Here is a 13,514-nt window from a genome sequence, read left to right as displayed (position 1 = left end):
ACACTTCTTCCTATGCGACGTAGGCAGCAGCCGCCGCTGCCGAAACGGCACGGCCTCGATCCCGCCCGACTCCGGCTCCCGGAGGACGGGCAGTGGACGACCGTGCGCGATCACCTCGTCGAGCGGTTGCCGCGGGTGGATCCGGCCAGGATCGACGCGATGCTGGTGGCGGGCGAGATCGTGGATCTGGAAGGTCCGCTGACACCGGACGCACCGTTCGTGCCGGGCGGCGCGGTGTGGTTCCACCGCGATCTGCCCGTCGAGGCCGAGGTGCCGTTCGAGATCGGGATCGTGCATCGCGACGACGACATCCTCGTGATCGACAAGCCACACTTCCTTGCGACGATCCCGCGCGGTCAGCACATTCTCCAAACGGCGCTGGTGCGGTTGCGCAACGAGCTCGAACTGCCCGACCTGATCCCGGCGCACCGACTGGACCGGGTCACCGCGGGCCTGCTGCTGTTCGTGGTGAATCCGGCCCGGCGCGGCGCCTATCAGACGATGTTCCACCGCAAGACCGTGCGCAAGGAGTACGAGGCCATCGCGCCCTACGATCCCGCGCTCGAGCTGCCGCGGACCGTGCGCAGCCGGATCATCAAGGAGAAGCAGGTGCTCGCCGCTTTCGAGGTGGACGGCGAGCCCAACGCCGAGACCGAGGTCGAACTGGTCGAACACCGCGACGGGCTCGGGCGCTACCGCCTTCGCCCGCACACCGGGCGAACCCATCAGCTGCGCCTGCATATGAACGGGCTCGGCGTGCCGATTCTCGGCGACGACTTCTATCCGGTGATCACCGATAAATCGGTCGACGATTACACGCGGCCGTTGCAATTGCTGGCGGCCTCGCTCGAATTCACGGATCCGATCAGCGGGGTCCCCCGACGGTTCGAGACGCGGCGCGAGTTACAGGCCTGGACCGATATGGCCGGATGGTCCGGGTCGGCTGTCGAGTAGCTCACAGCACCGCGCCGACTGTCGATCTTGGTGGGCTCATTCCGGGCCGCTCAACGCGGGGGTAGCGGGTTTCGCGCATTCACCGGACCGTTTTCGTTTCGTGATATTTCCGTACACTCGGTCGGGTGCCCGTACCCGCCGTCGCCGATTCCCGGCCGAAGCTCCATGCCTACATCGATATCGCGGTGGTCGTCGTCGTGCTGGCGGGCACCAATCTGATCGCTCACTTCACGACCGCGTGGGCCAATATCGTCACCGTTCCCATCGCGGCGTTCGCGCTCTTGGCGCTGATGCGCAAGCGGGGGCTGGGCTGGGCGGAACTCGGGTTGTCACCCAGACACTGGAAGCGCGGGACGGTGTATGCCCTCGGCGCGGTCGGGATCGTGTTGACCGCGGTAGCGATCGGCGCCGCACTACCGCTCACCAGGCCGTTCTTTCTCGCCGATCGGTACGCGACGATTTCCGGTGCCCTCATCGCGTCGATGATCGTCATCCCGTTGCAGACGGTGATCCCCGAAGAACTCGCGTTCCGCGGGGTGCTGCACGGCACGCTCGACCGGGTCCTCGGCGTCCGCGGGCTCTTCGCGGCCGGTTCGCTGATGTTCGGCCTCTGGCACATCGCATCCTCGTTCGGCCTCACCTCCGGCAACAAGGGGCTGTCCAGCATCGTCGGCGGCGGGGTACTCGGCCAAATGGCCGGGATAGCACTCGCGGTAGCCGCCACCGCCGCCGCGGGCGTCGTGTTCACGTGGCTGCGCCGCCGCAGCGGTAGCCTCCTCGCACCCATCGCCCTGCACTGGTCGCTCAACGGAGCGGGCGCGCTCGCCGCCGCCGTCGTCTGGCACACCGCCCTGCGCTGAAGCCGACCCGTGCTGGGCGGTTGAGCTCCGCGCCGGCAGCCGAGCGTTGTGCATCAGTCGAACGCCGCAGGCGCCTGGTGATCGAGTGTCCAGAAGTCACCGCTGAGGCTATCGCCGCGTCGCGATGGCGTGGAATACTGGCGACAATTTCTGGCATGACAACATGCCAGATGTAGCGGTTTCCACCGAGAGGGCATTTCCGCCATGAAACGTACGCACACCGGAAGGGTCGTCGCGGTCACCGGCGGTGCCGCTGGGATCGGGCTGGAGATCGCGCGGCAGTTCGCGGTCGCGGGGGCTCGGGTGTGTCTCGGTGATCTGTCGGGCAGCGCGGCGCGCGAGGCCGCGGCCGGGCTGCCGGGAACCGTGCACGGGTGCGAGCTCGATGTGACCGATGAGCGGTCGTTTCATGATTTCCTCGCCGTCACCGAGGCGATACTCGGACCGATCGACGTGCTCGTCAACAACGCCGGGGTGATGTGGGTCGGGTCGTTCGATGCCGAACCGGACAATGCGACCGCGCGAATGCTCGCGGTGAATCTGCACGGAGTGATCCGTGGAGTGCGACTGGCGGCGCCGCCGATGCGGACACGCGGGCGCGGGCATATCGTCACCATCGCCTCGATCGCATCCAAGGTCTCCCCCGCCGGTGAAGCGACCTACGCCGCGACCAAACACGGAGTACTCGGTTATCTGACAGCCGTTCGTGAGGAATTGCGCGGCAGCGGCGTGCGGTTGACGGCGATCATGCCCGGGGTGGTCGATACCGAATTGGCGGTCGGAACCGATACGGGCGCAGCACGATTGCTCCAGCCCAGCGATGTCGCCGCGGCAGTGCTCGACGTTGTCGCCCGGCCGCGATTCGAGGTGACGTTACCCGCGCATCTCGGGCCACTGCTCGGCCTGTCCGGTGCGCTGCCACAGTGGCTGCGCGACTTCGTCTTGCGGCGAACGGTGCCGAATCAGGTTGCGGCGGTGGCCGGATCGTCGAGCCGCGCGTCGTATGAGAAACGGCTGCTCCGCGGCGAGACCGATTCCTGAATTCCGGCGTGTCGCCGCCGGGGATTCGGCGGAATCGACTCGTTGTCGTTGACCGGGGCACGGTCGGCGTTTACGCTCTCTGGCAATCACACATATGTTCGATAGTCCATATGTTCGAGTGGCGGAAGGCGCGACATGTCCGACGATCGGTTGAGCGAGAATGCCGCGATCGCGCCGAACACCGAGATCACGGCGCTCGCCCAGCAGGTCGCCACGGCCCGCGACAAGCTCCCCCTCCAACACGACACCGCCCTCTACGACGCGCTCTCCGACGACGAGATCCGCGCCGAACGGGAACTGGCCGAATGGATTCGCACGCAGCGACGCAAACAGCGTCGGCGCGCCGTGGGCGACGAGCTCGCCGCCGAACAACGCGACCGCCGCACCAGCGCCCTCATCCGCCGCACCGACGAAGCCGACGCGCGCTGGCATCGCAAGGCGCTGGCCGCACGACGACGGGTGTCGAGCGCCGACGCGCGCCTGGCCCAGTTGTACCGGCGGTCGGAATGGTCCTCGCGTGCGCTGATCGGGGTCGTCGTTCTCGGCATGGTGTGGGCCGGGGTCAACGTGCAACGCAATCTCGTGCCGAGCGGCGACATGAGCGACCCGCTGTACTGGCTCAGCTACGGCATCGAGGCGATGATCTCGATCCCGATCATCGTCATCATGGTCACCGCCACCACCGCGGCCCGCTGGGGGCGTGAGCTGGAGCGCGGCAAGGTGATCGTGTTTGAACTCGCCCTGCTCGGCACCACCATCGCCTTGAACGCGGGTCCCCACCTGGCCGCCGGCTCCTTCGGTCGCGCAGCCGAATTCGCCATCGCCCCGGTGATGGTGGGCGTGGTGATCTGGTTGCACGCGTGGGTCTCGGCCCGGTACGCGATGTTGATCGAGAGCGCGTCGGTCGAATTGCCCGGCGACACCGCCTATTCCACCGCCGAACGGATCACCGCACTGCCGCTGCAGCAGGCCGACTCGCTCGGTGACGACAGGAAAGCCCTCGGCCACACGGTGATGAACGGCGTTGCGCCCGAACTCCGATCGCCGCTCGACGATATGGCTGTTGTCGGCTCGACCGCTGTGCACGCCGCCGAGGCGCAGAACACCCAGACCTCCGCGATGCCCGGCCCCGTCGCGGCTGCCGGAACCAACGGACCTGACGTGGCAGATCGCCTCGCCACGAAGGCGGATTCGGTCTCAGCGGACGAGGATGTCGATTCGCCTGCCCAGCCGTTCGTCCCGGAGCCGGTGGTCCGCGATACCCCGGCACCGAGCGCTGAACCTCTCGCCGAAGCCGAGACCATCGCGGCAACGGCTGCCGAACGCGCCTTCCCGCACGGCCTTCGCCGGCCCTCCACCGACAAGCCGCACGCCCCCGGCACCCTCGAGTTGATCCACAAGGCCGCGGCCGACCACCGCCGCAACGGCGCCGAGCACTCGACCCGGACCCATGGCGCCGCCCCCACCTTGCGCCGAATACCGGTCACCACCGTCGCCCACGCCACCGCGGGCGACGCCACCGGTACCGACCCGGTTCCCGAGGCGACGATGCACGCCGGCACCGTCGCCCGTGACCCTGATGGCGACACTCCACCGATCACCGATCCGGTAGCGGTGCACAACGATCCACAGCCTCCCCCCGCGGAGCCGGAGCAGCTGACCCTCACCGCCGAACCTGCCGAGCAACTGATCTCGCAGCCAGAACCCTCGCAGCGCGAACCTTCGGCACCCGCGCAGACCGCCGAGCAGATGGCACCCGAGCCCACAGAACCCGCTCCCGACGTGACCCCCGAGCCGGTCCTGGTCGCCGCCGACGCCGACGCGGCCGAACCGGTCGATGTGGACCTCGACGACGACGAAGACCTCCCCGCCCCGGACGATTTCGACTTCGACGAAGACACCGAGGTCCGCGCCCTTGCCCGCCGTATCGCCCACCGCAGCCCCCTGCGCCTGACCCTCGACCAGATCGAAGAGATCCTCGAGCTCACCGACCAGTCCTGGTCGGCCCGCAGCATCGGCAGCGAAGTCGGCGTTCCCAGCAGCACGGTCACCAACATCGTCGAATTCGCCCACAAGATCCGCCAGCCGCCCTACGCCTTCACCGGCTGACCCGGCCCACACAGCAAAGGCCCGCCCCCACACCGGGAGCGGGCCTTTGTCATGTGACGACATCAGACCGTCGAACGACGAAGGCCCGCTTCCCCAGAGGGAAACGGGCCTTCGCAGAAAACGATCTCGATGGATCGAGGAGGGACCTTACTTGGCCTTCTCCAGGACCTCGACCAGACGCCAGCGCTTGGTGGCCGACAGCGGACGGGTCTCCATCAGCTGAACGTGGTCGCCGACGTGGGCGATCTCGTTCTCGTCATGCGCCTTCACCTTGGAGGTGGTGCGAATGATCTTGCCGTAGAGCTTGTGCCGGTGACGGTCTTCCAGCTCGACGACGATCGTCTTGTTCATCTTGTCGGAGACAACGTAGCCGCTGCGTACCTTGCGGCTGTTGCGCTCTTCGGTGTTCTCGCTCATGCCGCATCTCCCTTGCCAGCGGGCGCCGTGGCCAGGCCGAGCTCGCGCTCACGCATGACCGTGTAAATGCGCGCGATCTCGTGGCGGACGACGCGCAGTCGACGGTTGTTGTCGAGCTGACCCGTCGCCATCTGGAAGCGCAGGTTGAACAGCTCTTCCTTCGACTCGCGCAGGCGTGCCACGAGCTCTTCTTCGTTGAGCTCACGGAGCTCTGCGGCCGGTGTTTCGGTAGCCATCAGAACTGCTCCTCCCTGGTCACGATCCTGCATTTCATCGGGAGCTTGTGCATCGCGCGGCGCAGGGCCTCACGAGCGGTCTCCTCGTTGGGGTAAGACATCTCGAACATGACCCGACCGGGCTTCACGTTCGCGACCCACCACTCCGGCGAACCCTTACCGGAACCCATGCGGGTTTCGGCCGGCTTCTTCGTGAGCGGACGGTCGGGGTAGATGTTGATCCAGATCTTGCCGCCACGCTTGATGTGGCGGGTCATCGCGATACGCGCCGACTCGATCTGACGGTTGGTGACGTAGGCGGGCTCGAGAGCCTGGATGCCGTACTCACCGAAGGCCACCGCGGTGCCGCCCTTGGACATGCCCGAGCGACCGGGGTGGTGCTGCTTGCGGTGCTTGACGCGACGGGGCATCAGCATGCGTCAGCCCTCCTTGTTCTCTGCCGGAGCCTCCGCCACTGCAGTGGCGGCGCGACCGACCTCGGTGCTGGTCGCGGTGGTGCCAGTGGCGCCGGACCGACGAGGGCGGCTCGGACGCTCGCGACGCGGGCGTTCCGGAGCAGCGGCGGCGGCGGTCAGTTCACGACGACCACCGACGATGTCACCCTTGTAGATCCAGACCTTCACACCGATGCGACCGAAGGTGGTCTTGGCCTCGTAGAGGCCGTAGTCGATGTCCGCACGCAGCGTGTGCAGCGGAACACGACCTTCACGGTAGAACTCCGAGCGCGACATTTCGGCGCCACCGAGGCGGCCCGAGCACTGCACACGGATGCCCTTGACGTTCGGCGAACGCATGGCCGACTGAATGGCCTTACGCATCGCACGACGGAACGCCACACGGTTGGACAGCTGCTCGGCAACACCCTGAGCAACCAGCTGCGCATCCGATTCGGGGTTCTTGACCTCGAGGATGTTCAGCTGAACCTGCTTCTTGGTGAGCTTCTCCAGCTCGGCGCGGATGCGGTCGGCTTCCGCGCCACGACGACCGATCACGATGCCGGGACGCGCGGTGTGGATATCCACACGGACGCGATCACGGGTGCGCTCGATCTCGACCTTCGAGATGCCTGCCCGCTCCATGCCAGTGGCGAGGAGCTTGCGGATCTGAACGTCTTCCTTCACGTATTCCGCGTACTGCTTGTCCGCGTACCAACGCGACTTCCAGTCGGTGGTGATACCGAGGCGGAAGCCATGGGGGTTAATTTTCTGTCCCATTTACTTTGCCCCTCCCTTCCGGCGGCTACGAGTGGCAGCGCCGGTGGTGGGCACGCTCTCGACCTCGATGGTGATGTGGCTGGTGCGCTTACGAATCCGGAACGCACGGCCCTGGGCCCGCGGCTGGAAACGCTTCATGGTGGCGCCCTCGTCGACAAAAGCAGTCGAGATGACCAGGGTGGCCGGGTTGAGGCCGAGGTTGTTCTCGGCGTTCGCCGCGGCCGAAGCCACGACCTTGGCCACGGGCTCGCTGGCAGCCTGCGGCGCGAACCGCAGGATCGCCAGCGCGTCCTCGACACTCTTGCCGCGGACCAGGTCCACGACTCGACGGGCCTTCATCGGGGTGACCCGAACGTGCTTGGCGGTTGCGCGTGCAGTCGGGTTCTGAATGGTTTCAGTCATCGCCGCTTGCTCTTCCGGTCGTCCTTGACGTGGCTCTTGAACGTCCTGGTCGGCGCGAACTCACCGAGCTTGTGGCCGACCATGTTGTCCGAGATGAACACCGGGACATGCTTGCGACCGTCGTGGACGGCGAAAGTGTGTCCGATGAAATCGGGGATGATGGTCGAGCGACGCGACCAGGTCTTGATGACCTGCTTCGTGCCCTTTTCGTTCTGCACGTCCACCTTCGCGAGGAGGTGGTCGTCGACGAACGGGCCCTTCTTGAGGCTGCGTGGCATTTCTTACCTCCTCCTTAGCGCTTCTTGCCGGTCTTACGACGGCGAACGATGAGCTTGTCGCTCGGGCGGTTGGGCTTGCGGGTGCGGCCCTCAGGCTGACCCCACGGGGAGACCGGGTGGCGACCACCGGAGGTCTTACCCTCACCACCACCGTGCGGGTGGTCGACCGGGTTCATCACGACACCACGGACGGTAGGACGACGGCCCTTCCAGCGCATACGGCCGGCCTTGCCCCAGTTGATGTTCGACTGCTCGGCGTTGCCGACCTCGCCGACAGTGGCGCGGCAGCGCACGTCGACACGGCGGATTTCACCCGAAGGCATACGAAGGGTCGCGTACGGCCCTTCCTTGCCCAGCAGCTGAATGCTCATTCCGGCGGAACGAGCCATCTTGGCGCCGCCGCCCGGACGCAGCTCCACGTTGTGAATCGTGGTACCGGTCGGGATGTTGCGCAGCGGCAGGTTGTTACCCGGCTTGATGTCGGCCGTGGGGCCGGACTCGATCGGGCTGCCCTGCTTGATGCCCTTCGGCGCGATGATGTAGCGCTTCTCGCCGTCGGCAAAGTGCAGCAGTGCGATGTTGGCGGTGCGGTTGGGGTCGTACTCGATGTGAGCGACCTTGGCCGGGATGCCGTCCTTGTCCAGCCGACGGAAGTCGATCAGACGGTAGGCACGCTTGTGACCGCCACCGCGGTGACGCGTGGTGATGCGACCGTGCGCGTTACGACCACCGGACTTGGTGAGCGGGCGCAGCAGCGACTTCTCCGGCGTCGACCGGGTGATCTCGGCGAAGTCCGAGACGCTGGAGCCACGACGGCCCGGCGTTGTCGGCTTGTATTTACGGATTGCCATGAGTTCTTCTCGCTTTCTGGAGTCCCAGGCGCTTACGCGACCGGTCCTCCGAAGATCTCGATGGGCTTGCTATCGGCCGAGAGGGTCACGAGTGCGCGCTTGGTGTCCTTGCGCTTTCCGTAACCGAATTTGGTCCGCTTGCGCTTGCCCTGACGGTTGGCGGTATTGACGCTGGTGACCGTGACGCCGAAAACCTTCTCGACGGCGATCTTGATCTGCGTCTTGTTCGAGTCCGGGTGCACCAGGAAGGTGTAGGTGCCTTCCTCGATCAGCCCGTAGGACTTCTCCGAGATGACCGGTGCGAGCAGGATGTCGCGGGGGTCGGCGATGGTGCTCACTTGCTCTCCTCCTGGGCCGCCTCGGCGGGACCGTGAACGAAAGCGTTCAGGGCCTCGACGCTGAACACCACGTCGTCGCTGTTGAGCACGTCGTAGGTGTTGAGCTGATCCGGGGCGATCGGCAGCACGTTCTGCAGGTTCGCCACGCTCTTCCACGCGGCGACGTCCTCGCGGCCGACGACGACCAGGAACTTCTTGCGGCCCGAGAGCTCGGCCAGGAAGTCCTTGGCAATCTTGGTCGACGGGTTCTGACCCGAGACCAGTTCGGTGATCACGTGGATGCGCTCGTTGCGGGCCCGGTCGGAGAGGGCACCGCGCAGGGCGGCGGCCTTCATCTTCTTGGGGGTCCGCTGGCTGTAGTCACGCGGCTGCGGGCCGTGGACGGTGCCACCGCCGGCGAACTGCGGCGCACGGGTCGAGCCCTGACGGGCGCGGCCGGTGCCCTTCTGGCGGTACGGCTTCTTGCCACCACCGGAGACCTCGCCACGAGTCTTCGTGGAGTGGGTGCCCTGGCGAGCGGCGGCCAGCTGAGCGATGACGACCTGGTGCATCAGCGCGACGTTGGCGGTCACGTCGAAGATCTCCGAGGGGAGTTCGACGGTGCCTTCGGTCTTGCCGCCTGCAGCCTTAACGGTCAGCGTCAGGTTGGCCTTCTTGTCGAGGCTGGTCATGCGTGCGCACCACCCTTCACGGCGCTCTTGACGATCACGACGTTGCCCTTGCGGCCAGGGATAGCACCCTTGACCAGGAGCAGGCCGTTCTCGGCGTCGACCTTGTGAACCGAGAGGTTCTGCGTGGTGACGCGGTCGTTACCCATACGACCCGACATGCGCATGCCCTTGAACACGCGGCCGGGAGTGGCACAGCCACCGATGGAACCCGGGCGACGGTGCACAGCCTGCGCACCGTGCGAGGCGCCCTGGCCCTTGAAGCCGTGACGCTTCATGGTGCCGGCGAAGCCCTTGCCCTTGCTGATTCCGGTCACGTCGACGTAGGTGCCCTCTTCGAAGACATCAGCCGAGAGTTCCTGGCCGATCTCGAAGGTGGAGGCATCCGCGACGCGGATCTCGGTGACGTGGCGGCGCGGAGTGACACCGGCCTTGGCGAACTGGCCGGAAGTCGGCTTGTTCACCTTGCGCGGGTCGATGGCGCCGAAAGCGATCTGCACGGCCGAATAGCCGTCGCGCTCCACGGTACGAATCTGGGTGACCACGTTCGGGCCCGCCTTGATGACGGTGACCGGGACTACGCGGTTCTTCTCGTCGAAGACCTGGGTCATGCCGAGCTTGGTGCCCAGGATTCCGGCCTGAGGCCGATTCTTGTTGTCAGTCATGTCTCGAGTCCCCGTCACTGAATGTTGACGTCGACGCTGGCCGGCAGGTCGATGCGCATCAGCGCGTCAACCGTCTTCGGCGTCGGGTCGAGGATGTCGATGAGGCGTTTGTGCGTGCGCATCTCGAAGTGTTCGCGCGAGTCCTTGTACTTGTGCGGCGAACGGATGACGCAGTAGATGTTCTTCTCGGTCGGCAACGGCACAGGCCCGACCACACGGGCGCCGGTGCGGGTCACCGTTTCCACGATCTTGCGCGCTGACGCGTCGATCGCCTCGTGGTCATAGGCCTTGAGCCTGATGCGGATCTTTTGTCCCGCCACGCTAAGTGTCCTTTTCTCCGCTTTCCTTCGTGGTCACAGGAGCTTGCTCCCGCACCACCCTCAATTTGCACAGCCCGAACACAAGAAAGACGCCTCAGCGTGGTTTCCCACTGAAGACCCGCAACCAGGGCGCACCAAAAGGCACTACCTAGTCCTCGCCGCTGTTCATCTGTCATGGTTCTCCGGTCCACGCGGTCGGGCGTGTCGCCCTAACTCTTATTCTCCGACCCGGGTCAGTGACTCACCATGGGCCGGAAGTGCGTGGTTCCGAACGTATCCGCGCCAGCGAACCGGCGAGATACAAACTACTGCTCCCCTCGCTCAGGTCATCCGCTCCGAGGAGTCGGTCGATCCTGCGCAAGGCAACCCGAACAGTATGCACCATGCCGACGACGTCCTTCAAATCGGGGGTCATGAGGTATCGATCACGCCCTCAGGGGGCTTCCACCTCGACCGCACCGCCGGCTGGGCTGTACCGATGAATGGTAGCTGGCTCGTCGCCCCGCCTGGTCACCGGAGGGCTACCACAGAACTTACTTTTGAGTAAGATAGTGCGTATGACACAGGAAACCGCGACCTACCGCGGCTGGAAGAAGCTGCCCGACAATCGCATCGGGCACGCGCTGTTCTCGCTCGGCATGGTCGCCCGGGTCCCCTACTTCGGCACCGTGCTCCCCCAGGTGGTTCGCCTCGAGCCCGGCGTCTGCGAGGTGACCTCCCCGAAGTGGTTCGGCATCCACAACCACCTCGGCACCTTCCACGCGATCGCGGCCTGCAACCTGGCCGAGGTGGCGATGGGCATGCTGAGCGAGGCCACCGTCCCCACCACCCACCGCTGGATCCCCAAGTCGATGAACGTCCAGTACCTGGCCAAGGCGGAATCCGGCCTGCGCGCGGTGGCCAAGCTCGACGAGATCCCCGACTTCGCCGCGATCACCAAGGGCCAGGAACTGACGGTCCCCGTCTCGGTCTACGACAAGGACGGCATCGAGGTCGTGCACGCCGACATCACCACCTGGGTGTCGCCGCGCTGATCACGGCCGCGTGAACCGCGGCACCGGTACGGTTGTGGGCCAGGCAACAAAGGACGGGGAGTTCGATGTTGGAAGTCGCCCATGTGACGCGCCGGTTCGGGGAGAACGTGGCGGTCGACGATGTGTCGTTCGCGGTCCCGCCCGGCGCGCTGACCGGGTTCGTCGGGGGCAACGGGGCGGGCAAGACCACCACGATGCGAATGATCATGGGCGTCTTGGCCGTTCAGTCCGGCGAGATCCGGTGGGACGGTCGGCCGGTGACCGAGCTGGATCGGCGCTCGTTCGGCTATATGCCCGAGGAGCGGGGGCTCTATCCCAAGCAGCCGGTGGCCGACCAGCTCGTGTACCTGGCGCGCTTGCGTGGACTGCCCGCCGACGCGGCCAAGGCGCGCACCGAAAGCCTGCTGGAGCGGTTCGATCTGGGCGCGCGCGGCAAGGACAAGCTCGAATCGTTGTCGCTGGGCAATCAGCAGCGCGTCCAGATCGCGGCGGCGGTGATCGCACAGCCGACGGCGCTGATCCTGGACGAACCGTTCTCCGGGCTCGACCCCCTCGCCGTGGATTCGATGGTGGAGTTGCTGCGCGAGTACGCCGATCAGGGTGTGCCGGTGCTGTTCTCCTCGCATCAGCTGGATCTGGTGGAGCGGCTGTGCGATCAGCTGGTTGTGCTCGCATCGGGCCGGGTGGTCGGGCAGGGCTCGGTCGACGAGTTGCGGTCCAGCGGTAACGGCTCACGGTATCGACTGGTGCTCGACGGTGACGCGGGATGGCTGCGGGGGTATCCAGGGGTTCGCGTGGTCGAGAGTGTCGGGCCGGGTGTGTTGTTCGAGGTCGACAGCGGCGGCACCGATGGGGTGCTGAAAGAGGCGTTGTCGCGAGGGTCGGTGCGGGAGTTCACCGAGGTCAGGCCGACGGTCGCCGAAATCTATCGGGAGGTGACGGCATGAGCGGCGTGTGGCGGATCGTTGCCGCGAGGGAGATCGCGGTGAAGCTGCGTGACCGCAACTTCGTCATCTCGACTGTGGTGACGCTCGTGGTGATCGTCGCGTCGCTGGTTCTCACCGGGTTCCTCAGCAGCAGGCCCGACAAGATCGACGTGGCGATCGCCGGGTCGGACACCTCGGTCGTACTCGAAACGGCGAACACCCTTGCCTCGAACGCGGGAACCGACACCAGCTTCATCGCGCGACCCGTCGCCGACCGGGCCGCGGTCGAGCAGTTGGTCCGCGAGGACGAGGTCGATGTGGGCCTGGTGCCCGCCGACCCCAGCGGATGGCAGCTGATCGGCAAGACCGCCGAGGACGACAACGCCACCACCTACATCACCGCCGCCGCACAGCAGATCGCGTTGCAGCGCAATGCCGCCGCCGCCGGCGTCTCGCTCGAAGAGCTGGCCCGCGGTGCGACCGTGAGCTACGACCTGCTCGAGAAGGGCTCGATCGACCCGGGCCTGGCCAAGATCGTCTCGTTCGTCTTCGCGTTCCTCTTCTATCTGGCGTCGGTGCTGTTCGGCATGTCCATCGCGCAGAGTGTGGTCGAGGAGAAGCAGAACCGCATCGTGGAGATCCTGGCCAGTGCGATGCCGTTGCGGCAGTTGCTGATCGGCAAGGTCGTGGGCAACGCGGCACTGGCGTTCGCGCAGTTGGCTCTGTTCGTCGGGGCGGGGTTGGTCGGGTTGGCGGCGACCGGCAAGGGTGCTCAGCTGGGCCGGATCGCCGGAGCCGCGGGCTGGTTCATCGTCTTCTTCCTCGTCGGCTTCCTCGCCCTGGCGAGCCTCTGGGCCGTCGCGGGCGCGCTCGCCACTCGCAGCGAAGACCTCCAGTCCACCTCGACTCCGCTCGGGCTGCTCATCATGATCGTGCTGTTCGCGGGCATCTTCCTCACCGGCACCGCCCGTGTCGTCGGCTCCTATATTCCGATCATGTCCATCGTCGCCATGCCCGCCCGCCTGGCCGACGGCACCGCTGCGTGGTGGGAACCCTTCATCGCCCTGGCCCTGATGGCGATCACCACCTACGCGATCGTCGTCATCGCCGAAAAGATCTACCGCAGGTCGCTGATGCAGACCCAAGCTCGCCTGACCATGCGCCAGGCCCTGGCCTTGGAGGACTAGGAATCGCCGCGTCG

The 13,514-nt window shown here is 66.1% G+C and carries 18 protein-coding genes; 7 read left to right on the top strand and 11 right to left on the bottom strand.

Going from position 1 to position 13,514, the window contains the following annotated elements; translation table 11 throughout:
• Positions 1-12 precede the first annotated feature (12 nt).
• The 4 genes from ACFVJ5_RS13730 (at position 13) to ACFVJ5_RS13715 (ending at position 4,964) form a co-directional block, all read left to right on the top strand.
• A complete protein-coding gene (locus ACFVJ5_RS13730) occupies positions 13-954 on the top strand; it encodes an RluA family pseudouridine synthase (RefSeq protein WP_379220271.1) in 942 nt (313 codons plus the stop codon).
• A gap of 125 nt (positions 955-1,079) precedes the next feature.
• Entirely contained in the window at positions 1,080-1,814 is a 735-nt protein-coding gene (locus ACFVJ5_RS13725; RefSeq protein ID WP_379220270.1) for a CPBP family intramembrane glutamic endopeptidase, read from the top strand.
• 204 nt (positions 1,815-2,018) lie between these two features.
• Positions 2,019-2,855 (top strand): SDR family oxidoreductase, encoded by an 837-nt coding sequence (locus ACFVJ5_RS13720; protein WP_379220269.1) that lies wholly within the window; start codon positions 2,019-2,021, stop codon positions 2,853-2,855.
• Positions 2,856-2,990: 135 nt separating this feature from the next.
• Positions 2,991-4,964, top strand: a complete 1,974-nt coding sequence (locus ACFVJ5_RS13715) for a hypothetical protein (protein ID WP_379220268.1) — start codon at positions 2,991-2,993, stop codon at positions 4,962-4,964.
• Between the two features lie 147 nt (positions 4,965-5,111).
• Here the strand turns inward: ACFVJ5_RS13715 and rpsQ are convergent, their stop codons facing one another.
• From rpsQ to rpsJ, 11 genes are read right to left on the bottom strand one after another with little or no spacing between them, the layout of a single operon-like run.
• The gene (gene rpsQ / locus ACFVJ5_RS13710) at positions 5,112-5,381 is read right to left on the bottom strand and encodes a 30S ribosomal protein S17 (protein WP_056818470.1); all 270 of its coding nucleotides are present in this window, start codon (positions 5,379-5,381) and stop codon (positions 5,112-5,114) included.
• On the bottom strand, positions 5,378-5,617 hold the full coding sequence (gene rpmC, locus ACFVJ5_RS13705) for a 50S ribosomal protein L29 (RefSeq protein ID WP_056818473.1): 240 nt from the start codon (positions 5,615-5,617) through the stop codon (positions 5,378-5,380). Before rpmC ends, rpsQ begins: the two co-directional genes overlap by 4 nt.
• Positions 5,617-6,033 (bottom strand): 50S ribosomal protein L16, encoded by a 417-nt coding sequence (gene rplP / locus ACFVJ5_RS13700; RefSeq protein WP_266296839.1) that lies wholly within the window; start codon positions 6,031-6,033, stop codon positions 5,617-5,619. Before rplP ends, rpmC begins: the two co-directional genes overlap by 1 nt.
• A 3-nt stretch (positions 6,034-6,036) precedes the next feature.
• Positions 6,037-6,831, bottom strand: a complete 795-nt coding sequence (gene rpsC / locus ACFVJ5_RS13695; RefSeq protein WP_266296840.1) for a 30S ribosomal protein S3 — start codon at positions 6,829-6,831, stop codon at positions 6,037-6,039.
• The gene (gene rplV / locus ACFVJ5_RS13690; protein WP_067448312.1) at positions 6,832-7,233 is read right to left on the bottom strand and encodes a 50S ribosomal protein L22; all 402 of its coding nucleotides are present in this window, start codon (positions 7,231-7,233) and stop codon (positions 6,832-6,834) included.
• Positions 7,230-7,511: a 30S ribosomal protein S19 gene (gene rpsS / locus ACFVJ5_RS13685; RefSeq protein WP_056818481.1), complete on the bottom strand. Its 282-nt coding sequence runs from the start codon at positions 7,509-7,511 to the stop codon at positions 7,230-7,232. Before rpsS ends, rplV begins: the two co-directional genes overlap by 4 nt.
• 14 nt (positions 7,512-7,525) lie before the next feature.
• Positions 7,526-8,362: a 50S ribosomal protein L2 gene (gene rplB, locus ACFVJ5_RS13680; RefSeq protein WP_056818484.1), complete on the bottom strand. Its 837-nt coding sequence runs from the start codon at positions 8,360-8,362 to the stop codon at positions 7,526-7,528.
• Positions 8,363-8,394: 32 nt separating this feature from the next.
• A complete protein-coding gene (gene rplW / locus ACFVJ5_RS13675; RefSeq protein WP_056818486.1) occupies positions 8,395-8,700 on the bottom strand; it encodes a 50S ribosomal protein L23 in 306 nt (101 codons plus the stop codon).
• Positions 8,697-9,371 carry a 50S ribosomal protein L4 gene (gene rplD, locus ACFVJ5_RS13670; RefSeq protein WP_101464455.1) on the bottom strand — a complete coding sequence of 225 codons (675 nt, stop codon included), beginning with the start codon at positions 9,369-9,371 and terminating at the stop codon, positions 8,697-8,699. Before rplD ends, rplW begins: the two co-directional genes overlap by 4 nt.
• Positions 9,368-10,033, bottom strand: coding sequence for a 50S ribosomal protein L3 (gene rplC, locus ACFVJ5_RS13665; RefSeq protein WP_379220267.1), 666 nt, complete (start codon positions 10,031-10,033; stop codon positions 9,368-9,370). Before rplC ends, rplD begins: the two co-directional genes overlap by 4 nt.
• 14 nt (positions 10,034-10,047) lie before the next feature.
• A complete protein-coding gene (gene rpsJ / locus ACFVJ5_RS13660; RefSeq protein ID WP_040804197.1) occupies positions 10,048-10,353 on the bottom strand; it encodes a 30S ribosomal protein S10 in 306 nt (101 codons plus the stop codon).
• Between the two features lie 557 nt (positions 10,354-10,910).
• On the opposite strand from rpsJ, the gene ACFVJ5_RS13655 reads away from it, so the two are divergent.
• From ACFVJ5_RS13655 to ACFVJ5_RS13645, 3 genes are all read left to right on the top strand, one after another.
• The gene (locus ACFVJ5_RS13655) at positions 10,911-11,387 is read left to right on the top strand and encodes a hotdog fold domain-containing protein (protein ID WP_379220266.1); all 477 of its coding nucleotides are present in this window, start codon (positions 10,911-10,913) and stop codon (positions 11,385-11,387) included.
• A gap of 65 nt (positions 11,388-11,452) precedes the next feature.
• Positions 11,453-12,334, top strand: a complete 882-nt coding sequence (locus ACFVJ5_RS13650) for an ABC transporter ATP-binding protein (protein WP_379220265.1) — start codon at positions 11,453-11,455, stop codon at positions 12,332-12,334.
• Complete coding sequence (locus ACFVJ5_RS13645; protein WP_379220264.1) at positions 12,331-13,500, top strand: ABC transporter permease; 1,170 nt, start codon at positions 12,331-12,333, stop codon at positions 13,498-13,500. The genes ACFVJ5_RS13650 and ACFVJ5_RS13645 overlap by 4 nt, the downstream gene beginning before the upstream one ends.
• Positions 13,501-13,514 lie beyond the last annotated feature (14 nt).

It is taken from the genome of Nocardia sp. NPDC127606 (assembly GCF_042671725.1).
Taxonomy (GTDB): Bacteria; Actinomycetota; Actinomycetes; order Mycobacteriales; family Mycobacteriaceae; genus Nocardia.
This window is presented reverse-complemented; position numbering and strand designations above follow the sequence as displayed.